Origin of the sequence: Nocardia sp. N2S4-5, assembly GCF_044628355.1 — a bacterium.
GTDB classification, from domain to species: domain Bacteria; phylum Actinomycetota; class Actinomycetes; order Mycobacteriales; family Mycobacteriaceae; genus Nocardia; species Nocardia wallacei_B.
This window is the reverse complement of sequence record NZ_JBIUPM010000001.1, coordinates 410,102-433,443: the sequence shown is the minus strand read 5'-3', so window position 1 is coordinate 433,443 and position 23,342 is coordinate 410,102. Positions and strand designations below refer to the sequence as shown.

The following is a 23,342-nucleotide window of genomic DNA, read 5'->3' as shown; positions in this document are numbered from 1 at the left end:
CTTCGGTTGCCACGCCCAGCATTTCGGTCATCGGTTCCCGCGGCCGGTCGGTTCAACGCCGCCTCAGAACAGCCGGTCACCCGTAGGCTCCGGCACGGGCATCGTCCGCATCCGTACACGCTCCTCGTCGTCGATGACATCCCGGATCGCGTCGATCTGATCCTGCACCACCTCGGCGCGTGCCACCAACTCAACCCGGTCGGGCTCAGTGAGACTCTCGGCACCGAGCCTCTCGAAAACGCATGAGAGCACTGACCGTAAGTCTTCCAGCTTGCCGTGTGACTCCACGGGACCCCACCCTACGTCCGAACCGACAAACCTCCGCTCTGTGACATAGGAACGGATACCGGCGTGCTCGACGCCGGCGATGCTGCTGGATAACCGTTTCCCGGGCAAGTATCGGCGGTTGAGTGTTGGCGACCGACCAACCCGGGAATGGGACTCCGCAGAGATGAGTTCATCCGGTGTATGACAAAGGCTTTCATCGTTCCTGGTTCCACCGTCGAAGAAGTGCAGTTGCCCGGCGGCGGCTCGTTCCAGCTCCTCGAGGACAGTGTCCGATCCGCGGGACTCTTCGGCGCCAACCGGCTGCGGTTGCCCGCCGGCGTCGACGGCACGCGCCCACACCATCACACCGCCTCTACCGAAATCTTCTACCTCCTCTCCGGCGCCATGGAATTCCTCGTCGACGGTGAACTCCACCGAGTCACCGAAGGCGACCTGGTGACCATCCCGCCTGGCACGGTGCACGCTTTCGGCGCCACCACCGAGGGACCGGCCGAATTTCTCGCTATCCTCACCCCCGGCCTGCAACGCTTCGACTACTTCCGCCAACTCGGGCGCATCGCCCGCGGCGAAGCGGACTGGGATTCCATGAACGACCTGCATGATCGCTTCGACGTCCACTTCGACGGCGAACCCGGTTGGCGCTGACCTCTGTCGCGACCCGCGCGGTCGTCCAGATCCCTTGGCCGACACGGTTTTTGCGGTGGTTATGGACACGGGCGCGACCTACATGGTCAACACCAGCAGCCGCCGAACGACGAGGTGTGCTCGTCGGTCTCGATCGACTCCTCGGCCACCACGGTGGACCCGCCCTGCGGGTCGAAGTGCAGCACCGAGCTCACCGGGTCGTGCCGGATCCACACGGCCACCGACAGTGGATGCTTCTGGCGGAAAATGTAGGAGACCAGCTGGATCTCGCCCGGCTTGCCAAGGCTGCGGACATCGGACACCACCGCCCGGATCCGCGGCCCCGACAGATCCGCTGCGGCGAACGCCGTCTCGCCCGCATGCAGGTCGGTGGTCGAGTCCATGTCCTCCACCTCGCCGTCGCGCACCCAGTACAGGTGAAGCCGGCCGTCGGCGGCGACGGCCTCGACGGAGATGAGGTTGGCGGTGACGTCCATTCGCCGCATCGGCAGCCCGCCGAGTTGGGCGCGCACCACGTCCAGTTCCGAGTCCAGCCGCGGCGAGGAAAACAGGTCTTCGCGTGACGTGCCACTCAACGCCCGGCTGATCCGACCCGGCACGTCGGCGGTTGCGGCAAGCACCGCGATCACCGCGATGATCGCGACGGCAACGACCGCGATGTATTTCGCCCGATAGGGCGGGCGAGGTGAGCCCGATTCGTTTTCCATGCCGCGCACCTTTCCCACTCCCGCGTATCGGATCGAGGCTACTGGGGCAGCAGCCGAGATCTACCGAGATCCTGACCGAACAATTCGATGGCGGGGAGCGGACGACCGTTGCTACGGTGCCCGGGTGCGGACGACGCGCATCGAATTCGACTGGCGGAAGGACTGATTTATGCCCCAGCCCGCGCCGAGAGCGCCTCAGGGTGCGTACTCGGCCAGCCTCTCCGCCGGCCACACGCACTGAACGGACTTTCCGCGTCGTCGAGGCGCGCTCGGCCTACTCCTGCTGTTTGCTCATCAGCTTTCTGCCAAGGAGTGATCCGGGTTGTCCCACCATATTTCCGCTCAGAATGAACCCAGTCCGGCCGCAAAGACCGGCACCTTCACCTGTATCCGCTGCGGGCTCACCGTTTCCGCGCTCGCGCCCGGAAACAGTCGGCGCAATCACTGCCCGAGCTGCCTGCACTCGTGTCACACCCTCGACCACGTCGAGGGCGGCGTATCCGAGTGCCGCGGACGCATGGCTCCGCTGTCGATCGCGGTGCGCCGCGGTGGCGAATGGGCCATCGTGCATCGATGCGCGCGCTGCTGTGAGTTGGCGCTGCATGCGATCAGCGAGGACGACAACCAGCTGATTCTCATGCGACTCGCGGTACGCCCGCTGGCGGAGCCGCCGTTCCCGCTCGAAGTCTTCGGCGACCTCTAGGCGGTCGCGATGCCTCGAAGGAACAAGGTCCTCTCCGCGCGCCCGCAACGCGGCAAGACCGTATTGCATGGTCCCGGTGGGGAATCCGGTGCGAGTTTCCGGTGTATCGGCTGTCGTCTGGATGTGCCGATCACCGTACCGGGCACTTCGCACCGCAATCACTGCCCCCATTGTCTGACCAGCCGCCATGTCGACGGGCGAATCCCTGGTGACCGCGCGAACCCGTGCCGCGGCCGCATGCTCGCGGTCAGTTCGACCGTGCGCCACGATGGCGAATGGGCATTGGTCCACCAGTGCCTGCTGTGCGGGACATTGAAACTGAACCGCATTGCCGGAGATGACAATCCGCTCGCGCTGCTGCGAATCGCACTGCGTCCCTTGGCCGATCCACGTATCGGCCGTCGGGCACTGGACGCATTGTGACGTCCGGCCCCACTACGCGTGTGGTGGGGCCGGAACTCGCGGGCGCTTCGCGAGGACCGGTGGGCTATGCGGCGTGGCGGTCCTTTGTCATGACGGTCAGGCCTCGTCCACGAAGTCTGCTCCGGCGGCGGTGGCAAGGTCCGGGCCGAGGGCGGCGGTCGGGGTGTGAGCGCCGGGCCGTCCTTTACCCGCGGCGAGCTGGAGCGCGGTCTGAGCGGCGACGGCAGAGGTGAATTCCATTGCGTCGCCGGCCCGCAGCCATCCTTCGCGGGCGGTGCCGTCGGGCCAGGTGATGACGGCGTGACCCCAGGTGTGGGGACGTGGGCGTGGGGCGGCCTTGGCCTTGATTGCGGCCATCCGGCCGATCGCGAAGGTCCGCACCGTCCGGATCCGCAGGATCGCCGAGAGCAGCGGCAGGACCGCGCGAACGGCGAGCGAGGCGGGAATCAGGCCGGAGGTCGCCGACACCGAGGGAGCTCCACTGACCCGGTGCGCAGCAATGAGTTCACCGGAGGGCACACCGACCGAGGACATACGCTCCCCGTCGGGCAGGGTCAGGTGATGGACTTCCCCGCCGAGGCGGGTCTTGACCAGCCGGCCACCGTCGTAGCGGCGGCCACCCATCGCGAAGCTGTCCACGATGCTGGTGGCAAGGGCGACGCCTAGGTCGTGTCTCCTAATGAGGCCGGTTGATCGGCGCCGCTGCGCGGGCCCGATCATGCATCATGTTCGCTGTGGTGACGGTGGCTGGCGATCGGTATCGAGTCCTGACGGATAGGCAGTGGGAGCTGTTGGAGTTGCTGCTGCCGAAATCCGAAGGGCGCGTGGGTCGTAACTTCGGAGACAACCGCCGGGTCGTGGAGGGGATGCTGTACCGGCTGCGCACGGGCGTGCCGTGGCGGGATCTGCCGGAGGTGTTCGGGCCGTGGCAGACGGTGTGGAAACGGCACCGGCGCTACGCCGCCGACGGCACCTGGGACAGGGTGCTCACCGCGCTGCTGGCGCTGGCTGACACCACCGGCGATCTGGACTGGGTGGTGTCGATCGACTCGACGGTCGTACGAGCCCACCAGCACGCTGCCGGTGCCCGCACCGACGGCCCGGAGGGTGGGTTATGAACCGGCCGACCACGGGCTGGGCCGCTCGCGAGGCGGGCTGAGCACCAAGGCCCATGTCGCGACGGACGGCAGCGGTCGCGGTCTGGCCGTGTTGATCACGCCTGGGCAGGCTGCGGACTCACCCATGCTCCCGGCAGTGCTCGAGCAGGTGGCGGTACCCCGTCTCGAGGGCGGCCCACCCCGGCGCAACCCGGACACCGTGATCGCGGACAAGGCGTACTCGGCGAGGTCCAACCGGAACTTGTTGCGGCGCAGGCATATCCGGGCGGTAATCCCCGAACGCGCCGATCAGATCGCCAACCGCAAGCGCCGGGGACGTGCAGGCGGGCGGCCGACAGGTTTCGACACAATCGTCTACAAACGCCGCAACGTCGTCGAGCGCGCGTTCAACAAAGCCAAACACTGGCGCGCAGTCGCCACCCGCTACGACAAGCTCGCCACCACCTACCGTGGCGGATTCACGCTGGCCCTCATCGTGGAATGGCTCAAATCATTGGGAGACACAACCTAGCGCCCCTTCCTCGACGGCGACCGAGGCGAAGGCGTCGACCCGGACCCGGCTCGGCACGGGACGGTTCTCACACAGGCGTGCCACGATCGCCTCGGTTCCGACGACGCCGAATCCCGCACCGACCACCAGGGTGCTTCCCACGGCGGCGGCCTCGTCGTGCAGGGCGAACAGGCGATCGAAGGCGGCTGGGTCGTTGGCCTGGTCGAGGTAGTGGCCGCCCGGCATGCAGGCGCGGGCGAGCAGGACGGCGGTCTCGGCGTAGTCGCCGATGGTGTTGACGACCACGGCGGGCCGCTGCCGGGTGATCTCGGCCGCCATGGCCTCCACCCCCGACGCGACGACGATCTTCGAGTCGGTGTCGAGCCCGAGGTCGGCGGCCGCGGTGCGGAGCCGACCGGCATCGCGCCCGGCCAGCACGGGGACGACCCCGGCCGCCACGATCTGCGCCGCGACGGCCCGCCCCACCCTTCCGGTGGCTCCGAGAATCCAGATCTCACCCTGCGCCATGTCTCCTCCATCCTGCTATGTCTCATTGTGTCATCACCACGCTAGCACCGATGTCCCAGTGAGTCATCGCGATGTGTAGGATGCGGGCATGGCACGGTGGGACCCCGGAACTCCGGAACGCCTGCGACAGGCGGCGTTGGACCTGTTCGGCGAGTACGGCTACGACGCGGTGACGGTGACGCAGATCGCGGAGCGGGCAGGGCTGACCAGGCGGACCTTCCACCGGTACTTTCCGGACAAGCGGGAGATTCTTTTCGCCGGCTCCGAGCGGCTTCCGGCCGCCGTGTCCGAGGCGGTTCTCGCTGCGGATCCCGGGCTTGCGCCACTACCGGCGGCACTGTCGGCCCTTCGTGAGGTCGGTGCGGCGGTCAGCGGAATGGTCGCCGATTCCGGGCGACGCAGAGCGATCATCGAGTCCAGTGCGGAGTTGCTGGAACGCGAGCGCAGCAAGTCGGCAGCGATCACCGCCGCGCTCCGGGACGCCCTGCAACAGCGCGGGGCCGGGCGCACCGAGGCACACCTCACCGCCCGGGTGGCCTCGATCATTTCCGAGGAGGCGTTCGGTCGCTGGACCAACGGCGAGGGCTCCTTCCCCGACTGTTTCGCCGCCGCCGAGGCCGCGCTCCATGCGGTGCTGGCCGGGGACGCCTGAGCCGACGCTGTACAGCTCGCGGGTGTCGCGTTTTTGCAATCGCGTGCGGCGTCCGGTGTTGCAGGCTGGCGACAGTAATTTTTCTTGCGGAGAGGAAAGCCCATGGCGGTTGCCACGTTGAAGATGCTCACCCTGGACAGTGCCGATGCGCGGCGAGACGCGGAGTTCTGGGCGGCGGCGCTCGGTTGGGAAATCGCGCACGCTCAAGACGAGTACGCCATGCTCACTGGTCCGGATCACGCGCTCGGGTTCGGCACGATCCCGGACTATCAGGCACCGGCCTGGCCGAACGAGAACGGCACCAAGCAGTTCCATCTGGATTTGGCGGTCGAAGACCTCGAGATCGCCAGTAAGCAACTGGTCGAACTGGGCGCCACGGTGCCGGAGTTTCAGCCCGGCGAGAGATGGCGGGTGCTGCTCGACCCCAGCGGCCACCCATTCTGCCTCACCCTCGCCGCCAACTGGAGCTAGTCGGCCTCGAGCCACGCGACCGGCAGGTGTAGCGCCTCAGCCACGCATTGCGCGTTGCCGACGTTGATGAGAACGAACGAAAGAGGGGCGGCGGCGTGAGCGAGTCGCCAGGGGCCGAAGGATCAGCGAAGCACCTCAGCCAGGATCCGCCGCCAAACAGACCCGGAACCGTTCGATCCCCGGATACTTCTCCCCCAGCGACTCCACCGTGAAGCCGGTCGCGCGGTAGAAGCCGACGGATTCCGCATCGGTCTCGGCGACCACAGCGAGACCCCGTGCTCGAAGCTCGTTGACGAGAAGTAGGCCGACTCCATCCCGGCGTCGCCCGACCGCCGTCGCGATATGCAGCAGCGTGATGTTGTCGTCCCCCACCCGAAAACCCATGACGCCCACCGCTTTCCCGGCCTCGGTAGCCACCAGCAACTCGGTCCGCCGATCGTCACGGTAGCGCACCAGCGCAGCAGTGAGCCGACTACGTTCACCGCCGATGGCCTCGTACAGCAATTCCCCGATCCCGCGGTCATCCACACTCCCCCGCACGACCCGCAAGCCCACCACTCCGCCAGACTAGCGCTATGCCAAGAGGTTCCATGCGAGCTCTTCGCACCGGATGGGACTGTCGGAACAACGGCGGATCTTGATCTCGGTCCGATCGGCCGGACCTGATGGTTCGGCAGGAAGGACCGACTGATGTCGGAGACACTGGCTGCCGTGGCGAAAGACGCGGTGGACACCAAGAAGCTGGCCGAGCAGCTGCTCGCGCAGGCCAAGGAACAGGGTATCGACCTGGTCGGGCCGGGCGGGCTGCTCAACCAGCTGACCAAGACCGTGCTCGAAACCGCGTTGGAGGCAGAGATGACCGAGCATGTCGGCTATGAGAAACACGACCCGTCCGGCCGTGGAACGGGCAACTCCCGCAACGGAACCCGAACGAAAACCGTGATCACCGAGATCGGCCCGGTCGGCATCGACGTGCCGCGCGACACCAATTCCTCGTTCGAACCCAAGATCGTCAAAAAGCGGCAGCGGCGCCTGTCTGGGGTCGACGAGATCGTGTTGTCGCTGACCGCGAAAGGCCTGACCACGGGCGAGGTTTCGGCGCATCTCGCCGAGATCTATGGGGCTTCGGTGTCGAAGGACACGATCTCGACGATCACCGAGAAGGTGGTCGCGGAGATGACCGATTGGTGCAACCGGCCCCTCGACGCCGTCTATCCGGTCTTGTTCATCGATGCCATCCACGTGAAGATCCGCGATGGTCAGGTGGCCAATCGACCGGTCTATGTGGTCATCGGTGTCACCACCGCCGGGGAACGTGACATTCTGGGGTTGTGGGCCGGCGATGGCGGTGAGGGAGCCAAGTTCTGGCTGCAGGTGTTGACCGAGCTGAAGAATCGTGGCGTGGCCGATGTCTGCATCGCGGTCTGCGACGGACTCAAAGGACTGCCCGAGGCGATCAACACCGTCTGGGCGCAGACGATCGTGCAGACCTGCGTTATCCATCTGCTGCGCAACAGTTTCCGTTATGCGGGCCGTCAGCATTGGGCCGAGATGAGCCGCGATCTCAACCCGGTCTACACCGCTGCGACCGAGGCTGCGGCTCGCGAACGGTTCGGCGAGTTCGCGGCGAAATGGGGCGAGCGTTACCCCGCGATCGTCAAACTCTGGGACAACGCCTGGCCCGAGTTCGTGCCGTTCCTCGACTACGACGTCGAGATCCGGCGAATCATCTGCTCCACCAACGCGATCGAGTCCCTGAACGCTCGCTACCGGCGCGCGATCCGCGCCCGTGGCCACTTCCCCAGCGAGCAGGCCGCGTTGAAATGCCTGTATCTGGTGACCCGTTCCCTGGACCCGACCGGGAAGGGTCGGGCACGATGGGCGATGCGGTGGAAACCAGCATTGAACGCCTTCGCCATCACCTTCGAAGGCCGGATCCACCCGACCGGGAACTAACCCACACCGAGGTCGGATCCGCCGTTAAACCGACAGTCCCCACCGGATCAAAGATCTCGATAGCGGCAAGCGCCTGTGCGGGTCCATGTCGAGTCTGCGAAGTCCAGCTTCGGCCGGACTTGTCGAGAAGGCGGGACCCGAGGCTCGTACTGTGACAGGTATGGCGGGCGATGTGGCGGCTTGGGTTCCAGTGGCTGTGGCCGGGTTGGGGTTTGCGGGAGTGCTGGGGGCGCAGATCATCGGTTCGTGGCGGGAGGATCGGCGGTGGCGGCGGGATCGCAGTCGGCATGAGGGGGATCGGCGGTATCAGGCGCGGCAGGAGGCGTATGCGCTGCTGTTGGGGCGATCGAATACTGGGACACCACAGCGCATCCCGCGTGGAAGGCTTTGGCCGCAGGCGCGACCCCCTCGCACGATGATCTCGAGAAGCTGAGGCAGGCAGCCGATGCCGCGACCAAGGCGTTGGGGTTGGCGGTGCTGGTTTCGCCGGAGAAGACTCGCGGACTGATTCGCGAAGCGCTGGTTCCGCGGTTGGAATACACCGAGCTGCTGGTGGCAGGCGAGGCGACCGAGGAGGAACTCGACCGGAATTGGCGTATCTGCCAGGAGAACTACCGGACCCTGCGGGCGCTGATGCGCGACGATCTGGGGTTCGATGCCGAAAATGAGTTCCTCCGAAGGGCTTTGACGCCCCGGCCGGAAGTCGGTCGCGCCATCGGTGACGGATGATCGCCATCACCGCGGGCGGACAGCCGTGATTCCGGCCACAGGCGTGCCGGAATGACAGGGGAATCAGCGGCCCCTTGACCTGAACTTATGTAGAGGTTGCAGGGTGGGTGGCATGCATGTGATTCGTCTTCACGAGTTCGGGCCCGCCGAGAACCTGCGCTACGAGACCGTCGATGATCCGATGCCCGGGCCGGGGCAGGTTCGGATTGCGGTGGCCGCGGCGGGGGTGCATTTCGTCGATACGTCGATTCGCGGCGGGGCGCCCGGTCCGTTTCCGCTGCCGGAGCTGCCCACCGTGTCGGGGCGCGAGGTGGCGGGGACCGTCGATCGGGTCGGTCCCGGCGTGGACGAGAAGTGGCTCGGCACAGCGGTTGTCGCCCATCTCGGCACTGTGCCCGGCGGTTATGCCGAGCTGGCCGTCACGGGAGTCCAACAGCTGCACGAACTTCCGGAGACCCTCGACCCCGCCGCGGCGGTGGCGATGATCGGCACGGGCCGAACCACTTTCGGCATCGTGCAGTTCGCCACCCTCCGGCCGGGGGATCTGGCGATCGTGACGGCCGCGGCCGGTGGTATCGGCACACTCCTCGTCCAGCATCTGAAGAACACAGGTCTCAGGGTGATCGGCCTGGCCGGTGGGTCCGCCAAGACCGACGTGGTCGCCGCCAACGGCGCGGACCTGGCCCTGGACTACCGGCAGCCGGGCTGGGCCGACACGATCCGGCGGCGCTTCGGCGAACGTCCCGCGGCGCTGCTGTTCGACGGCGTCGGCGGCGAAACCGCCCGCACCGCAATCGATCTCCTCGGCAAGGGCGGCACCCGGCTGATCTACGGCTGGAGTGGCGGCGGCCCCATGGAACCGGGCGAGGACTATCTCGCCGAGCGCGGTCTCATCGACGAGTACGTGCTGGGCCCGAAAATGACCGAACGCGCGGGCGGCATCCGCAATCTGGAGACGGCGGCACTCGAGGCAGCGGCCTCGGGTCACCTGCGCCCGGCGATCCAGCGCTTCCCGCTCGCCGACGCCGCAGCGGCCCACCGCGCGTTGGAGACCCGCGCGACCGTCGGCAAGGTGGTCCTGATCCCCTGACCCACCCGGGGATCAGCGCCGGAAACTCCGCGCCATGAACCGCTGCGCCGGGCCGCGCGTCAGGTCGCTCCACGCCTGCACCGGCCCGGACCACCACGGCGAGATCTCCACCGGCCGGCTCACCACGGCGTGGCAGACCAGCCCCGCCGCCTCGTCCGCGGTGAGGCCGGGCATGTTCCCGAAGTTGGTCGGGGCGCTCATCCGGGTGTGTACGAGCGGCATGTACACCGAGGTCGTGGCGATGTCGTCGGCCGCGATCTCGGTGGCGACGGTACGCAGCCAGGTGTCGAACGCCGCCTTCGACGCCCCGTACGCCGACCATCGCGGCGCGGGCGGGATCCGCAGGCCCCACGTGGAGATGTTCACGATGTGCCCCTGCTTGCGTTCGCGCATGTCCGGCAGCAGGGTCAGCAGCAGCCGCACCGGGCCGAGATAGTTGACCTCGATGGTGCGGGTGTAGTCGTGGAAGCGGTCGTAGGACTGGTCGAGCGCGCGCCGGATGGATTTGCCCGCGTTGTTGATCACGATGTCGACGCGGCCGTGCGCGGCGAGGATCTCGCGGCCCAGCCGATCGGTGGCCGCCATGTCGGTCAGGTCCGCGCGATACACGTGGGCGATGCCGCCGGCCGCGGTGATGTCGGCGGCCACCTGCTCCAGGTCCTCGAGCGAACGGGCCACCAGCAACACCACCGCGCCGGCCGCGGCGAGCTTGCGCACCGTCACCTTGCCGATCCCGTGCGAGGCGCCGGTCACCAGCACCACCTTGCCCGAAACCGCTTCCCGCAGTGCCTTTTCGCGGGGGCGCGAGGTCGGATACAGCAGCCGCGTCGCCACCCGCTCGGCCAGCGGTCGGCCGTTGGACGTGCTCTCGATCACAGCCACGACTGTATTCTCCCCGGTTGATCTTGGGGTAGCGACCCGGCCGTAGTCAGCGACCGCCCGTGCCGCAGTCCGCGTTCTCGCTCGCCACGTCCACATCCGGCGCCGATTTCCGACTCCGCGCCGCCAGTAGCGCGATGACCGCCATGACCAGCAGCAGCGCCGCGCCGACGGTCGTCCCTATGTGCATGCCGTCGACGAACGACGCACGCGCGGAACGCACCACCGCGTCGTCGGTCCCGGCCCGCGCGATCGTCTCGCCCAGCGTCTCCGCGAAGTCGCCGCCGGACCGGAAGACCAGGGCGGCAAGCGATCCCAGCAGCGCCAGCCCCAGCGCGTTGCCCAGCTCGAAACTCGTCTCGGAGATGCCCACGGCGGAACCGGCCCGCTCGGACGGCACCGAGGCCACCGACACCTCGGACACCAGGGTGAACACGATGCCGTAGCCGAGGCCCGCGACCGTGGAACCGGCCACGTACCAACCGATTCCGTTGTCCACGCCGATGCCCAGCAACATCAGATTGCCGACCCCGGCCGCGCTCAGCGCCAGCACGAACGAGGTACGCGTCCCCAGCACACGCGCCACCCGCGCCCCGCCCATCGCCATCACGAACACCACGACCGCCGCCGGAATCCCGAGCAGGGCGGCGCCCAGCGCGTCCCGCCCGGCCACCGACTGGAGATACACGCTGGTCAGATAGCTCATACCGGCGAGCGACAACATGCCGATCGTGCTGGAACCGATGGCGACGGAGAACGATCCGCGCCGGAACAGGCTCAGATCCAGCAGCGGCTCCGACAGCTGCCGCTGCCGCCGCACGAACAGCACCAGCACCACCGCGCCGAAGACGCCCGCCGCCAGCACCTCGGCGTCGATGCCGTCCGCGGCGGCCCGCTTCACCGCGTACACCGCGGGCAGGATGCCGCCGATCGACATCACCACGCTCAGCAGATCCAGCGGGCCCCGCCCGGCGGAGCGGTGTTCGGGCAGCACGAACGGCCCGGCGATCAGCAGCACCAGCAGCACCGGCGTGTTGATGAGAAAGACCGCGCCCCACCAGAAGTTGTGCAGCAGCAGACCGCCGATGACCGGCCCGACCGCCGACCCGCCGGCGAAGAACGCCGTCCAGACGCCGATCGCGGTACCGCGGGTACGTGGATCGGGGAACAGCGTGGAGATCAGCGCCAGACTGGACGGCAGCAGCGTCGCGCCGCCGATGCCCATCAGCGCCCGCGCCGCGATCAGCACCCCGGCGCTGGGCGCGAACGCCGCCAGCACCGAGGCGACGCCGAAGACGGTCGCACCGGCGAGCAGGATGTTGCGGCGGCCGATGCGGTCGCCGAGATTGCCCATGGTGATGAGCAATCCGGCGATCATGAAGCCGTAGATGTCGAGGATCCACAGCTGCTCGGTCGCGGTGGGGTCCAGTTGCGCGGTGAGCGTGGGCATCGCCAGGAACAGCACCGACATGTCCATCGACACGAGCAGCACGGGCAGGGTCAACACCGCGAGTCCGAGCCAGGCGCGCCGCGGAGTCGTGGTCATACCGGTGTCGATGCCGACCATCACCTATCCTTCGATCGTGCGTACAACGTACGCGTGAAAGCTGGGTACAGCGTACGCACCCGGCCTGTAAAACGAAAGCGAGTTATCCGTGACGGAGCCGAAGCTCACCCGGGCCGCCATCGTGGACGCGGCCTTGGCGCTCGCGGACGAGGCCGGTCTGGACGCGCTGTCCATGCGGCGCATCGCCGAGCGCATGGGTGTGGGCGCGATGTCGCTGTACCGGCACGTACCGAACAAGGACACGCTGCTGGCGGGAATGACCGACGAGGTCGCCCGTCGCAACCCCTATCCACCCCCGCAACCGGACTGGACGTGGCGCGATCGGGTGCGCATCGCCGCCGATATCGATTGGCAGCTGTACCAGCAACATCCGTGGGTGCTGTTCACCTTCGCGGTGCCGCGCTACAACTTCGGCCCGCACAGCCTGGCGTGCCTGGCCTGGCTGGTGGAGGGCTTCACCGAGCTGACCGACGACCGGCGCGAGGCCACCCGGATGGCCCTGGCGGTGTGGAGCTACATCGCCGGCATCGCCCTGCAGCAGGTCAGCGCCGCCATGCTGGCCAAGCGGGACTCCGAGCAGGAGGAGATGTCGGGCCTGACGGCATTGCTGGAAGGAACCCCGCGCTGGCCCTCCCCACCGGCACTCGCCCCGCTCGAGGGCACCGGCAGCGGCGACCTCCTGGACCCCGAACGCCTGCTGCACTCGGGCCTGGCCGCCCTGTGCGACGGATTCGCCGCGGGCCGATGACCGAGTCCGCGGGCGGCCCGAATATGCCGAGCGATGAATTCTCCTGCCGGGCACCGTCTCACGAGGAAAGGTGCTGTCGGCGCACGGATCGGCGGCACAGCGCGGCCGTGGCCCTCATGTCCGTCGGCTGATCGGGATCGGCTCCGCGCCGTGGGAATTCAGCGGCGCGGATAGAAACTGCGGCCGGCGGCACCGCCCGACACCGACCACACCTCCGTGATACGGCCGTCGGCGAAACGGAGGATGTCGGTGCCGCTGAGGTCGATTTCCCCGTGCGGCGCCGACCACCGCGCGCCGTACGGGCGCGCCACCAAACCCGTACTCCCGCTGTCGCTCTCGACCACCGGCTCGCCCTGCGCGGTGTAGGTCAGGCCGGGCCGCTCGGCACGGAACGCCGCGATCTGCTCGGCGAGTGCCCGCGGGTCGCGAATCTCGTCGAAGGCGGCGGCGCCGGGCTGCGCGTATCGCAGGGTGAGCACCGGGGCCAGAATCTGCTCGGCGACGGCCAGGTCGCCGTTCCACAGTTCCGCCCACCGATCGAACAGTGCGATGCCGAAATCACGCATGCCATCTCCAATAGTCTCATTGATACGGTCTCGATGAAACGACGCTATAGTCTCACTGAGACGGTGTCAACGGGAAGGAAGACGGCGGCATGCCCGAGCTGGGACCGCAGGACCACATCGTGCTCGGGCTCGTCGCCAGGCACGGACCGCTCACCCCATACGAGCTGAAGGCCCGGATGGAGGAGAGCGTCGACTACTTCTGGCCGATACCGCACGCCCAGCTGTATCGGGTACCGGTGCGACTCGCCGAGCGAGGGCTGCTGCGCGAGGAGGCCGAGGAGACCGGGCGGCGGCGGCGCGTCTTCCATCTCACCGACGCCGGGCGCACCGCGCTGCGGCGCTGGCTGGCCGAACCGCGCACCCCACCCCCGGAAACCCGCGACCCAGCGCAGTTGAAGTTGTTCTTTGCCGATCTGGGCGATCCCGAGGACATCGTGGAACTGGCACGCAGCCAGGCCGCGGAGCATCGCCGCTGGCTGGACCTGTACCGCAGGCTGCGACACGAGATCGACCCCGACGACCGCGTCCGGGCCGAATCCCGTTCGCGCATCCTGGAACTCGCTGTCCGGCACGAGCAGGCGTACGTCGATTTCTGGGCCGAGCTGGCGCACAACCCGGACCGCTCACCGCACCGGGACTGATCTCAGCCCGTGACTACGGCATAGGCGAAGCCGTCCCAGCTCTTGGCGCCCACGGTCTGTAGCGCCGTCGCGTCCACGCGCGGTTCGGCGGCGAGCAGTTCGAGCACCTCGCGACTGGCGCGGGCGGCGGCGTCGTCGGCATCGGGGTCGGCGATGGCGCCGTGGCGGACCACGTTGTCGACGATGATCACCGAACCCGGGCGGGTCAGGCGCAGCGCCCATCGGACGTAGTTCGAGTTGTTGACCTTGTCGGCGTCGATGAAGACCAGGTCGAACGGCTCGGGCTGCTCGTCGGCGAGCACCGGCAGGCTGTCCAGCGCCGCGCCCACGCGGATGTCGACCCGATCACCGACGCCCTTGCCGTCGAGATTCTTCCGCGCGACCTCGGCATGGCGCGGCTCGAACTCCAGCGTGACGACCCGTCCCTCCGGACCGACCGCCCGGGCCAGCCACAGCGTGCTGTAACCGCCCAGCGTCCCGATCTCCAGCACCCGCCGCGCCCGAATCGAGACGGCGGTCAGATACAGGAACTTGCCCTGCGTCGGCGACACGTCGATGGCGGGCAGCCCGGCCGCCGAATTCCGCTGCAGCACATCGGCGTCCTCACCTCCGACCAGCGTGTCCACGAGATAACGGTCGACCTCACCCCATGCGGCATTCGTCATACCGACCAGTCTGCCACCGCGACCGGGCGCGCTCAGAACAGGAAGTACCGCTGCGCCATCGGGAGTTCGGTGGCCGGGTCCTCCGCCCAGACCTCGCCGTCCACGCGAACGGTGAAGGTGTCCGGATCCACTTCGATGCGGGGCATGGCGTCGTTGTGCGGCAGGTCCGATTTGGTGCGCTTGCGGACGTCGGCGACCGGCGCCAGCCTCCGGTGCACCCGCAGCCGCTCGGCCAAGCCCGCCTCGATCGCCTGCGGGGACACGAAGTGCAGCGAGGTACCGGCCGCCACGGCGGGCGAGGCGCCGAACATCGGCCGCGGCAGCACCGGCTGCGGCGTCGGAATCGAGGCGTTCGCGTCGCCCATCGCGGCCCAGGCGATGGCGCCGCCCTTCAGCACCGCGTGCGGCCGCACCCCGAAGAACGCCGGCTCCCACAGCACCAGATCCGCCAGCTTGCCCACCTCGACCGAGCCGATCTCGTGGTCGAGCCCGTGCGTCACGGCCGGGCAGATGGTGTATTTCGCGACGTAGCGCCGCACGCGGAGATTGTCGGCCGCGCCGTCTCCCGGCAACGCGCCGCGGCGGCGTTTCATCATGTGCGCGGTCTGCCACGTCCGCATCACCACCTCGCCGATGCGGCCCATGGCCTGCGAGTCGCTGCCGATCATCGAGATGGCGCCCAGGTCGTGCAGCAGATCCTCGGCCGCGATGGTGGACGGCCGGATCCGGCTCTCGGCGAAGGCCAGATCCTCGGGGATCGCGGGGTTCAGGTGGTGGCACACCATGAGCATGTCCAGATGCTCGTCGAGGGTGTTGACGGTGTGCGGCCGGGTCGGGTTGGTGGAGCTGGGCATCACGTTCGGATGCGCCGCCACGGTGATGATGTCGGGCGCGTGCCCGCCGCCCGCGCCCTCGGTGTGATACGAGTGGATGGCCCGGCCCGCGATCGCCGCCAGCGTGTCCTCGACGAAACCGGCCTCGTTCAACGTGTCCGAGTGCAGCGCGACCTGCACACCCGCCGCGTCGGCGACGGTCAGCGCGGCGTCGATGGCCGCCGGGGTGGTGCCCCAGTCCTCGTGCAGCTTGAAACCGCCTGCGCCGCCGCGCAATTGCTCCCACAGCGCCTCGTGCCGCACCGTGTTGCCCTTGCCCAGTAGCAGGATGTTCACCGGCCAGCCGTCGGTGGCCTCCAGCATGCGGCCCAGATGCCAGGACCCCGGAGTGACGGTCGTGGCCTTGCTGCCCTCGGCCGGGCCGGTGCCGCCGCCGATCATGGTGGTGATGCCGCTGCCGAGCGCCTCCTCCAGCAACTGCGGGCAGATGAAGTGGACGTGACAGTCGATGGCGCCGGCGGTGACGATGCGCCCGTTGCCCGCGATGATCTCCGTCGACGGCCCCACCACCAGGTCCGGGTGCACCCCGTCCATGATGTCGGGATTGCCCGCCTTGCCGATGGCGCAGATGCGGCCGTCCCGAATGCCGATGTCCGCCTTGATGATTCCCCAGTGGTCCACGATCACCACGCCGGTGATCACCGTGTCGGGGGTGCCCTCGGCGCGGGTGGCGCGGGCCTGGCCCATGGATTCGCGCAGCACCTTGCCGCCGCCGAAGACCGCCTCGTCGCCCGCGAAACCCGGTCCGCCGCTGCGGTCTTCGGTGATCTCGATCAACAGATCGGTGTCGGCCAAGCGGATTCGGTCGCCGGTGGTCGGGCCGAACAGTTCCGCGTAGCGGGCACGAGTCAGGTCGTTCACAGTGTCCCGTCCAGGATTCCGCGTTCGGTGGCGGACGACCAGCCGGGTGGCGGCGGCACGTCCAGGGGCCCCGGCGCGTTCCGGCTGATGCCGTACACCTCGCGGGTCCCGCCGAGCGGAACCAGCGAGACACGCTGCCCGAGACCGGGTTCGAAGCGCACGGCGGTACCGGCGGGGATGTCGAGGCGGCGGCCGTGCGCGGCCGCGCGGTCGAATTCCAGCGCGGCGTTGGCCTGCGGGAAATGAACGTGGCTGCCGACCTGGACCGGCCGGTCACCGGTGTTCACGACGTCGAGTTCGACGCGGTCTGCCCCGGCGTTGATCTCGATGACGCCCTCGGCATAGAAGACCTCGCCCGGCACCACGGGCGCCGCGTTCTCGGAATTCCGGTCCGCCATGGTCACCTCAGCCGATCGGGTGGTGCACGGTGACGAGCTTGGTCCCGTCCGGGAACGTGGCCTCCACCTGCACGTCGTGGATCATCTCGGGCACGCCGTCCATGACGTCGTCGCGGCCGAGCACCGTGCGGCCGGAGGCCATCAGTTCGGCCACGGTGCGCCCGTCGCGGGCGCCCTCCAGCACGTGGTCGGTGATGATCGCGACCGCCTCCGGGTGGTTGAGCCGCAGTCCGCGCTCGCGGCGGCGGCGCGCGAGTTCGGCCGCGTAGCTGAGCATCAGCCGCTCCTGCTCGTGCGGCGACAATCGCATGCGTGCTCCTCTGCGAGTCGGACTGGTTTCCGCAGTGCGGGCCATTCTGGCACGGGCGCACCGGCCGCGCTCCGCGACCTGCTGGCCACGGCCCCGGCGGCGGAGCCGCCGGACTCACTCCCCGGCGGCCGCCAGGTTCTGCAGGCGCACCTGACCGCGGGCCACGACCCGGTCGTCCTCGTCGGTGATCACCACCTGCCACAGCTGCTGCAACCGGCCGCGATGGACGGGCGTGGCCTCGCCGCGCAGCGTGCCTTCGTGCACCGCACGCAGGAAGTCGGTGTTGTTGTTGACGCCCACGACCGTGCCGCGCTCGCCGAACCACGTCCCGCCGCCCACGCTGGCCAGCGTCTCGATCACCGTGCAGTACACGCCGCCGTTCACGATGCCCGCGGGCTGATGCTGCTGCGGCGACACCACCCACTCCGCCGCCACCCGGTCCGGGCCGAGCGCGGTGTACTTCAGGCCGATCAGATCGGTGAAAGTGCCCTCGCTGTAACGGGTCATGAGTTCCGGGGTCATGTCCGCCAGGGAGGGTTGGTCCTGCTGGGTCATACCGAAAACATTTACACAGGCCGCGTACCGCCCGGTCCCCGGGTTCCGGGAAGCACCCTGCCCAGAAAGAGCGGCGGGCCCCACGCGATACGTGGAGCCCGCCGCGGCACAGGATCGGGAGTCGACCGCAGCCCTCGGGACTCTCGGCGATCCGAACGCCGAGTCCGAGTGTAGGGCAGGCTTACCTAACTAAGCAAGCGCGACGTACCGGCATCCCGCGTTCCTCCATCGCCACGAGCAGCGCCTGCCCCCGCGCGGCGCCCACCGCGGAGGAGGTCCGCGCCAGATCCGGCACGTAGGTGGCGGCGCCCGCGACGGTCTCGCCGACCAGCGCCCAGAACCGCCGCGCGCTCAGGCCCGCGCACCGGAACATGCTGTGCTGCACCAGCATCAGCACCGCCTCGCAGCGATGGGCCAGCCACACCGACATCGCCCGCTCGCACGGCAGCGTCACCACACCGGGCCCGCCCGCCAGCCGGTCGCCGTCGATCACCCGAATCGTGGTGTCGGACAGGCCCGCCCAGTCGATGCCGCCGTCGTTGTCGGTGTGCACCCACAGATTCTCCAGCCCTGGATCCCATGCCCGGCCCTCGGCCACGAACAGCGCGACCACCCGGCCGACGACGGCGTGAATCAACGCCGTGGCAACGACTTCCGCCGCGATGTCGGCGCTGATCATCTCCGCGGCATGACGCCGGTACATCAGTTCGATGCGCCCCTCGCGCACCCCGTCGGCCAGCCGCCACCAGCGCCGCCGGCCCTGATCGGCCATCGCCGCCACGGCGTACACCCGCGGATGTTCCGGCTGTAAGGCGCGCAGGCGGGCGCACGCGTATCCGAACGCCTCGTCGGATCGGCGGGCCGTGCTGGCAATCATCGGTTCGGACATCGAACCTCCTCGTCGGTTGGCCGAATCGAAAGATAGGTTAGGCTTACCAGACTTACCGATCAATGAATCGAATCACGTCAGGAGTTATTCGTCGCCGTGCCCGCCCGAGTCACCCTTCAACGGCACCGCGTCGCGGGTTTGCTGGTCCTGGCGGTATTACTGCTGGTCGTCACCGCCGCGGGCATCGCCGTGGGCGCGCGCTCGCTCCCCTTGGACGCGGTCTACCACGCCCTCACCTGCCCGGACGGCTGGCCGCTGACCTGCCCGGCGAGTACCCCCGCCGACCAGATCGTGCGCGAACTGCGGTTGCCCCGAACCGGTTTGGCGCTGCTCACCGGACTGGCCCTCGGGATCGCCGGCGCGCTCATCCAGGGTTACACACGCAATCCCCTCGCCGACGCGGGGCTGCTCGGACTCAATGCCGGAGCGGCATTCCTGGCGGCGCTGTCGATTCATCTGTTCGCGCTCACCCGCCCGGACCAGTACATCTGGTTCGCCTTCGCGGGCGCGCTGGTGGCAGGGCTGGTGGTGTTCGGGGTGTCCGCGGTGGGAGGCGGCGCCGCGAGCCCGCTGAGCCTGGTTCTCGCGGGCGCCGCCGTGACCGCGCTGCTCCAGGCACTGACGAATGCCGTTGTGCTGCTGGATCCCGCGGCGCTGGACACCTACCGGTTCTGGGTGGTCGGCACGGTCGCCGGGCACGACATCGACGTGTTGCGGCAGGTGCTGCCGTTCCTGCTCGTCGGGACCGTGCTGGCGCTGGTGGCCGCGCCCGGCCTCAACGCGCTGGGCCTGGGCGAGGACGTGGCGCGCGGACTCGGTGTGAATGTCGGGCGCAACCGGGCGCTGGGGCTCGCGGCGGTCGTGCTGCTCACCGGGGCGGCCACCGCCGCGGTCGGGCCCATCTCGTTCCTCGGACTGGTCGTCCCGCACCTGGCCCGCATGGTCACCGGCCCGGATCACCGCTGGCTGCTGCCCTATTCGGGCCTGATGGGCGCCCTGCTCCTGCTCTCGGCCGATATCGTGGGCCGCGTCGTCGCGCGCCCCGGCGAACTGCAGACCGGTATCGTGCTCGCCGCGGTCGGGGCGCCGTGCTTCATCTGGTTCGTGCGGCGGCGAAAGGCGGTGGGGCTGTGAACATTCCGATCCTGGCCCGGGTGCGGCCCGCGGTGCGGGTGGGCCCGTTCTCGGCCGTATTGCGAATTACCGTGCTGCTCACCGTGGTAGGGCTCGTGGTCGCGACGCTCGTGCTGTTCGCGCTCGATATCGCGGTGGGCGAGTTCGCGATTCCGCTGGAGCGGGTGTTCGATGTGCTCACCGGCGGAGGCACGCGGGCCCAGCGTTTCATCATCTTCGAGTCGCGGCTGCCTCGGGCGGTGACCGCCGTCGTCGCGGGCGCGGCGCTGGGGCTGGCCGGGGCGATCACCCAGTCGATCCTGCACAACCCGCTCGCCAGCCCGGACCTGCTCGGCATCACCGCGGGCTCGAGTTTCGCCGCCGTCGCCGCGGTCGCGGGCACCGGCACCGCGACGGGCGCCGCGGCCACCGTCGGCGTGCCCCTGGCGGCGCTGGCCGGCGGGCTGCTCACGGCCGCGGCGATCTATCTGCTGGCCTGGGGGCGATCGCGCGACGGCGCCGCCGGTGCGACGGGAATGCGGTTGGTACTCATCGGGATCGGCGTCAACGCGCTGCTGCTCTCGGGGGTGAGCTGGCTGATGACCCGCGCGACGCTCACCGACGCCACCCGTGCTCAACTCTGGCTCACCGGTTCACTCAACGGCGCCGACTGGTCCCGCGCCGTCCCCGCCGCGATCGCGCTGACCGTGGTGCTGGTCGTCACCGCCGCCTCGGCGCGCACGCTCGCCGCGCTGCGCTTCGGCACCGAAACCACTCGCGCGCTGGGTGTCCGGCTGCAGGCGCAGCAGGGTCTGCTGCTGGGCGCGGCGGTCGTCGCGGCGTCGCTGGCCACCGCCGCCGTCGGGCCGGTCGCGTTCGTGGGTCTGGCCGCGCCGCAGATCGCGCGGCGGCTGCTGCGCCTGCCCGGCGAGCCGGTGCTCGCATCGGCCCTCGTCGGCGCGCTCGTCGTGGTCGGCGCGGATGTCATCGCGCGTACCGTGGTTCCCGTCGACCTACCGGTCGGCATCATCACCGCCGCGCTCGGCGGACCGTTCCTGCTGTTGTTGCTCGTGCGCACGAACCGGAAGGCGACCATCTCATGACGGCCACCCCCCATCGCCTCACCGCCGACGACATCACCCTGGGATACGGCGGCCGCGTCATCGTCGACGGCCTGTCACTGGAGATCGAGACCGGCGTCATCACCACCGTGATCGGCCCGAACGGCTGCGGCAAGTCCACGCTGCTGCGGGCGCTGGGCCGGTTGCTGCGGCCGCGCGCGGGCCGAGTCCTGTTGGACGGCAAGGCGATCGCCACGCTCAAGACCCGGGACGTGGCGCGGATCGTGGGCATGCTCCCGCAGACACCCGTCGCGCCGGAGGGCCTGACCGTCGCCGATCTCGTTGCGCGCGGCCGACATCCGCACCAGTCCTGGCTGCGGCAGTGGTCGGCCGACGACGAGTCGGAGGTGGCGACCGCGCTGGACCAGACCGGCATCGCCGACCTGGCCGACCGCACCCTCGACGAACTGTCCGGCGGCCAGCGCCAGCGCGCCTGGATCTCCATGGCGCTCGCCCAGGGCACCGACATCCTGCTGCTGGACGAGCCGACCACCTATCTGGACCTGGCGCACTCGCTCGAGGTCCTGGACCTGGTCGACCGCCTACACGCCGATCTGGGCCGCACGGTGGTGATGGTGCTGCACGACCTCAACCTCGCCATCCGCTACAGCGACCGGCTGATCGTGATGCGCGACGGCCGCATCGTCGCGCAGGGCGCCCCCGCCGACATCGTCGACGCCGAGTTGCTGCGCGAGGTGTTCGGCCTCGAGGCCAGCGTGCTCGACGATCCGGTCTCCGGGCGGCCGATGATCGTGCCGATCGGGACCCGGCACGTGCGCGGCGCGGTCGGTGGTCCCGACCGGTACCCCGCACCCCTATGAAAAATCCCACACAGTTACCGACCGGTTACGACGATCTGTAGTACGCATTTGTGTCGTTGCCTCCGTAAACTGGTGGGATGGCAGGTCTTGGTGAACTCGAGAAAGCGGTCATGGACCAGTTGTGGTCGGCCGATGAACCGCAGACGGTCCGGCAGGTCCACGAGGCCCTCGCGGCGCGCCGCGAACTCGCGTACACCACGGTGATGACCGTGCTGCAGCGACTGGCGAAGAAGAATCTGGTCGTGCAGCAGCGCGACGATCGTGCTCATCGCTACGCCCCGGTGCACACTCGCGACGAGTTGGTCGCGAGCCTGATGGTCGACGCGCTGCAGCAGGCCGACGAGGTCGGCAGCCGCCGCGCCGCGCTGGTGCACTTCGTCGAGCAGGTCGGACAGGATGAGGCTGCCGCACTGCGGGACGCACTCGCTAAGCTCGAAGCAACCGAGGCCGCGCGCAACGCGTCCGACGACAAAGGAGTCGCCCCGCCGCAGTAGGTCGGCGCAGCGGAGCGGCGCGAATCTCGGGCCCTGGCCCCACAACGCAGTGAGCTGAGCATGAACGCAACCGCGCCGGTCTTCGCCGGTCTCGCCTTGCTTCTGGCGGGACCGGTGCCGAGCCTGCTCAGCCGAGCCCGATGGCCGTACCGGACACCGCGGGCGGCGCTCGTGCTGTGGCAGGCCGTCGCTCTCGCCGCCGTTCTCAGTGCCTTCGGGTCCGGACTGGCCATCGCCAGCCAGCTCCTCGTGCCCGGTCCGGACGGCCGGCCCACCACCTCCCCCACCGGCGAAATCGACGCGCTCGGGCTGCCGCTGTGGCTGGCCTACGTGGTCGTGTTCGCATTGACCCTGCTGGTCGGCGCGCGCCTGATCTACGCCTCGATCCGGGTCGGGGTGCACACCCGCCGCCGCCGCGCCCGCCACCGCATGCTGGTCGACCTGCTGGACCAGGGGCGCGAATACCGGCACAGCGAGCGCGGCGCCGCCGACATCCGGGTGCTCGCCGCCACCGAGCCGATCGCCTACTGCCTGCCCGGGCTGCGCCGCCGCGTCGTGCTCAGCCAGGGCACCTTCACGAGCCTGTCCGACGCGGAGTTGAAGGCGATCGTCAGTCACGAGCGCTCGCACCTGCGGGCCCGGCACGATCTGGTGCTCGAGGCGTTCACCGCCGCGCACGAGGCGTTCCCGCGCGTGGTGCGCAGCAAGTCGGCGCTGGACTCGGTGAAGCTGCTGATCGAGTTGCTCGCCGACGACTCCGCGGTCAAGGTCACCGGGCCGACGCCGCTCGCGCGAGCGCTGGTGGCCTGCTCGAATTCGACTGCGCCACAAGGGGCGATGGCCGTCGGCGGCCCCACCACGCTGATCCGGATCCAGCGGCTGGCCGGACCGCTCGGCGATATCCGGATCGCGGTGGCGGCGTATCTGGTGGCCGCGGCCATCCTGGTGGTGCCGACCCTGGCCGTGGCGATTCCGTGGCTGGTCGAGCTGAGCCGGTTGTTCAGCGCCGCCTGAGGCGAAA

At 69.0% G+C, this 23,342-nt stretch carries 29 protein-coding genes and 1 pseudogene; 16 read left to right on the top strand and 14 right to left on the bottom strand.

Annotated elements, in window-relative coordinates:
* Positions 1-63 precede the first annotated feature (63 nt).
* Positions 64-702: a hypothetical protein gene (locus ACFMRZ_RS02030; protein ID WP_400183062.1), complete on the bottom strand. Its 639-nt coding sequence runs from the start codon at positions 700-702 to the stop codon at positions 64-66.
* On the opposite strand from ACFMRZ_RS02030, the gene ACFMRZ_RS02025 reads away from it, so the two are divergent.
* Positions 595-933, top strand: a complete 339-nt coding sequence (locus ACFMRZ_RS02025) for a cupin domain-containing protein (RefSeq protein ID WP_400182753.1) — start codon at positions 595-597, stop codon at positions 931-933. The two genes, ACFMRZ_RS02030 and ACFMRZ_RS02025, sit on opposite strands and share 108 nt — an antisense overlap.
* Positions 934-1,019: 86 nt before the next feature.
* Here the strand turns inward: ACFMRZ_RS02025 and ACFMRZ_RS02020 are convergent, their stop codons facing one another.
* Positions 1,020-1,640 carry a hypothetical protein gene (locus ACFMRZ_RS02020; RefSeq protein WP_400177635.1) on the bottom strand — a complete coding sequence of 207 codons (621 nt, stop codon included), beginning with the start codon at positions 1,638-1,640 and terminating at the stop codon, positions 1,020-1,022.
* A 322-nt stretch (positions 1,641-1,962) separates the two neighbouring features.
* Here ACFMRZ_RS02020 and ACFMRZ_RS02015 point away from each other — a divergent pair, with 322 nt between their 5' ends.
* Both ACFMRZ_RS02015 and ACFMRZ_RS02010 read left to right on the top strand, forming a co-directional pair.
* Positions 1,963-2,343, top strand: coding sequence for an RNHCP domain-containing protein (locus ACFMRZ_RS02015; protein ID WP_280275646.1), 381 nt, complete (start codon positions 1,963-1,965; stop codon positions 2,341-2,343).
* A gap of 9 nt (positions 2,344-2,352) precedes the next feature.
* Complete coding sequence (locus ACFMRZ_RS02010) at positions 2,353-2,766, top strand: RNHCP domain-containing protein (protein ID WP_400177634.1); 414 nt, start codon at positions 2,353-2,355, stop codon at positions 2,764-2,766.
* 96 nt (positions 2,767-2,862) lie between these two features.
* Here the strand turns inward: ACFMRZ_RS02010 and ACFMRZ_RS02005 are convergent, their stop codons facing one another.
* The gene (locus ACFMRZ_RS02005; protein WP_400177633.1) at positions 2,863-3,405 is read right to left on the bottom strand and encodes a hypothetical protein; all 543 of its coding nucleotides are present in this window, start codon (positions 3,403-3,405) and stop codon (positions 2,863-2,865) included.
* Between the two features lie 86 nt (positions 3,406-3,491).
* Between ACFMRZ_RS02005 and ACFMRZ_RS02000 the strand changes: the two are divergent.
* Positions 3,492-4,395 (top strand): annotated as a pseudogene (locus tag ACFMRZ_RS02000) (IS5 family transposase).
* On the opposite strand, the gene ACFMRZ_RS01995 reads toward ACFMRZ_RS02000, so the two are convergent.
* A complete protein-coding gene (locus tag ACFMRZ_RS01995) occupies positions 4,375-4,902 on the bottom strand; it encodes a hypothetical protein (RefSeq protein ID WP_400177632.1) in 528 nt (175 codons plus the stop codon). The pseudogene ACFMRZ_RS02000 and the gene ACFMRZ_RS01995 sit on opposite strands and share 21 nt — an antisense overlap.
* A gap of 88 nt (positions 4,903-4,990) precedes the next feature.
* On the opposite strand from ACFMRZ_RS01995, the gene ACFMRZ_RS01990 reads away from it, so the two are divergent.
* Both ACFMRZ_RS01990 and ACFMRZ_RS01985 read left to right on the top strand, forming a co-directional pair.
* Positions 4,991-5,554 carry a TetR/AcrR family transcriptional regulator gene (locus tag ACFMRZ_RS01990; RefSeq protein WP_400177631.1) on the top strand — a complete coding sequence of 188 codons (564 nt, stop codon included), beginning with the start codon at positions 4,991-4,993 and terminating at the stop codon, positions 5,552-5,554.
* A gap of 102 nt (positions 5,555-5,656) precedes the next feature.
* The gene (locus tag ACFMRZ_RS01985) at positions 5,657-6,025 is read left to right on the top strand and encodes a VOC family protein (protein WP_400177630.1); all 369 of its coding nucleotides are present in this window, start codon (positions 5,657-5,659) and stop codon (positions 6,023-6,025) included.
* Between the two features lie 135 nt (positions 6,026-6,160).
* Here ACFMRZ_RS01985 and ACFMRZ_RS01980 read toward each other — a convergent pair whose 3' ends face one another.
* Positions 6,161-6,583: a GNAT family N-acetyltransferase gene (locus tag ACFMRZ_RS01980; protein ID WP_400177629.1), complete on the bottom strand. Its 423-nt coding sequence runs from the start codon at positions 6,581-6,583 to the stop codon at positions 6,161-6,163.
* Between the two features lie 132 nt (positions 6,584-6,715).
* On the opposite strand from ACFMRZ_RS01980, the gene ACFMRZ_RS01975 reads away from it, so the two are divergent.
* The 3 genes from ACFMRZ_RS01975 (at position 6,716) to ACFMRZ_RS01965 (ending at position 9,800) form a co-directional block, all read left to right on the top strand.
* Positions 6,716-7,981, top strand: a complete 1,266-nt coding sequence (locus ACFMRZ_RS01975; protein ID WP_400177628.1) for an IS256 family transposase — start codon at positions 6,716-6,718, stop codon at positions 7,979-7,981.
* Between the two features lie 387 nt (positions 7,982-8,368).
* Positions 8,369-8,710 (top strand): hypothetical protein, encoded by a 342-nt coding sequence (locus tag ACFMRZ_RS01970; protein ID WP_400177627.1) that lies wholly within the window; start codon positions 8,369-8,371, stop codon positions 8,708-8,710.
* Between the two features lie 112 nt (positions 8,711-8,822).
* Positions 8,823-9,800: a zinc-binding dehydrogenase gene (locus ACFMRZ_RS01965; protein WP_400177626.1), complete on the top strand. Its 978-nt coding sequence runs from the start codon at positions 8,823-8,825 to the stop codon at positions 9,798-9,800.
* 12 nt (positions 9,801-9,812) lie between these two features.
* Here the strand turns inward: ACFMRZ_RS01965 and ACFMRZ_RS01960 are convergent, their stop codons facing one another.
* A complete protein-coding gene (locus ACFMRZ_RS01960; protein WP_400177625.1) occupies positions 9,813-10,676 on the bottom strand; it encodes an SDR family NAD(P)-dependent oxidoreductase in 864 nt (287 codons plus the stop codon).
* Positions 10,677-10,728: 52 nt separating this feature from the next.
* Positions 10,729-12,246, bottom strand: coding sequence for an MFS transporter (locus ACFMRZ_RS01955; RefSeq protein WP_400177624.1), 1,518 nt, complete (start codon positions 12,244-12,246; stop codon positions 10,729-10,731).
* Positions 12,247-12,334: 88 nt separating this feature from the next.
* Here ACFMRZ_RS01955 and ACFMRZ_RS01950 point away from each other — a divergent pair, with 88 nt between their 5' ends.
* Entirely contained in the window at positions 12,335-12,994 is a 660-nt protein-coding gene (locus ACFMRZ_RS01950) for a TetR/AcrR family transcriptional regulator (RefSeq protein ID WP_280275633.1), read from the top strand.
* 158 nt (positions 12,995-13,152) lie between these two features.
* On the opposite strand, the gene ACFMRZ_RS01945 is transcribed toward ACFMRZ_RS01950, so the two are convergent.
* Complete coding sequence (locus ACFMRZ_RS01945) at positions 13,153-13,560, bottom strand: nuclear transport factor 2 family protein (protein WP_400177623.1); 408 nt, start codon at positions 13,558-13,560, stop codon at positions 13,153-13,155.
* Between the two features lie 89 nt (positions 13,561-13,649).
* On the opposite strand from ACFMRZ_RS01945, the gene ACFMRZ_RS01940 reads away from it, so the two are divergent.
* Positions 13,650-14,201 (top strand): PadR family transcriptional regulator, encoded by a 552-nt coding sequence (locus tag ACFMRZ_RS01940; protein ID WP_400177622.1) that lies wholly within the window; start codon positions 13,650-13,652, stop codon positions 14,199-14,201.
* 2 nt (positions 14,202-14,203) lie between these two features.
* Here the strand turns inward: ACFMRZ_RS01940 and ACFMRZ_RS01935 are convergent, their stop codons facing one another.
* The 6 genes from ACFMRZ_RS01935 to ACFMRZ_RS01910 form a co-directional block, all read right to left on the bottom strand.
* Positions 14,204-14,866, bottom strand: a complete 663-nt coding sequence (locus ACFMRZ_RS01935) for an O-methyltransferase (protein ID WP_280370292.1) — start codon at positions 14,864-14,866, stop codon at positions 14,204-14,206.
* Positions 14,867-14,898: 32 nt separating this feature from the next.
* Positions 14,899-16,620, bottom strand: a complete 1,722-nt coding sequence (locus ACFMRZ_RS01930; RefSeq protein WP_400177621.1) for an urease subunit alpha — start codon at positions 16,618-16,620, stop codon at positions 14,899-14,901.
* A complete protein-coding gene (locus tag ACFMRZ_RS01925) occupies positions 16,617-16,985 on the bottom strand; it encodes an urease subunit beta (RefSeq protein WP_400182752.1) in 369 nt (122 codons plus the stop codon). The genes ACFMRZ_RS01930 and ACFMRZ_RS01925 overlap by 4 nt, the downstream gene beginning before the upstream one ends.
* 40 nt (positions 16,986-17,025) lie before the next feature.
* Positions 17,026-17,328: an urease subunit gamma gene (locus tag ACFMRZ_RS01920; protein WP_280275629.1), complete on the bottom strand. Its 303-nt coding sequence runs from the start codon at positions 17,326-17,328 to the stop codon at positions 17,026-17,028.
* A 114-nt stretch (positions 17,329-17,442) separates the two neighbouring features.
* On the bottom strand, positions 17,443-17,883 hold the full coding sequence (locus ACFMRZ_RS01915; RefSeq protein WP_400177620.1) for a PaaI family thioesterase: 441 nt from the start codon (positions 17,881-17,883) through the stop codon (positions 17,443-17,445).
* Positions 17,884-18,064: 181 nt separating this feature from the next.
* Positions 18,065-18,772, bottom strand: coding sequence for a hypothetical protein (locus tag ACFMRZ_RS01910; protein WP_400177619.1), 708 nt, complete (start codon positions 18,770-18,772; stop codon positions 18,065-18,067).
* A 96-nt stretch (positions 18,773-18,868) separates the two neighbouring features.
* Here ACFMRZ_RS01910 and ACFMRZ_RS01905 point away from each other — a divergent pair, with 96 nt between their 5' ends.
* From ACFMRZ_RS01905 to ACFMRZ_RS01885, 5 genes are all read left to right on the top strand, one after another.
* Entirely contained in the window at positions 18,869-19,906 is a 1,038-nt protein-coding gene (locus tag ACFMRZ_RS01905; protein ID WP_400177618.1) for a FecCD family ABC transporter permease, read from the top strand.
* Positions 19,903-20,988 (top strand): FecCD family ABC transporter permease, encoded by a 1,086-nt coding sequence (locus tag ACFMRZ_RS01900; RefSeq protein ID WP_400177617.1) that lies wholly within the window; start codon positions 19,903-19,905, stop codon positions 20,986-20,988. The genes ACFMRZ_RS01905 and ACFMRZ_RS01900 overlap by 4 nt, the downstream gene beginning before the upstream one ends.
* Positions 20,985-21,827 (top strand): ABC transporter ATP-binding protein, encoded by an 843-nt coding sequence (locus ACFMRZ_RS01895; protein ID WP_280275625.1) that lies wholly within the window; start codon positions 20,985-20,987, stop codon positions 21,825-21,827. Before ACFMRZ_RS01900 ends, ACFMRZ_RS01895 begins: the two co-directional genes overlap by 4 nt.
* 77 nt (positions 21,828-21,904) lie before the next feature.
* Positions 21,905-22,321, top strand: a complete 417-nt coding sequence (locus tag ACFMRZ_RS01890; RefSeq protein WP_280275624.1) for a BlaI/MecI/CopY family transcriptional regulator — start codon at positions 21,905-21,907, stop codon at positions 22,319-22,321.
* A 60-nt stretch (positions 22,322-22,381) separates the two neighbouring features.
* Positions 22,382-23,335 (top strand): M56 family metallopeptidase, encoded by a 954-nt coding sequence (locus ACFMRZ_RS01885; protein WP_280275623.1) that lies wholly within the window; start codon positions 22,382-22,384, stop codon positions 23,333-23,335.
* The last annotated feature ends 7 nt before the right edge of the window (positions 23,336-23,342 follow it).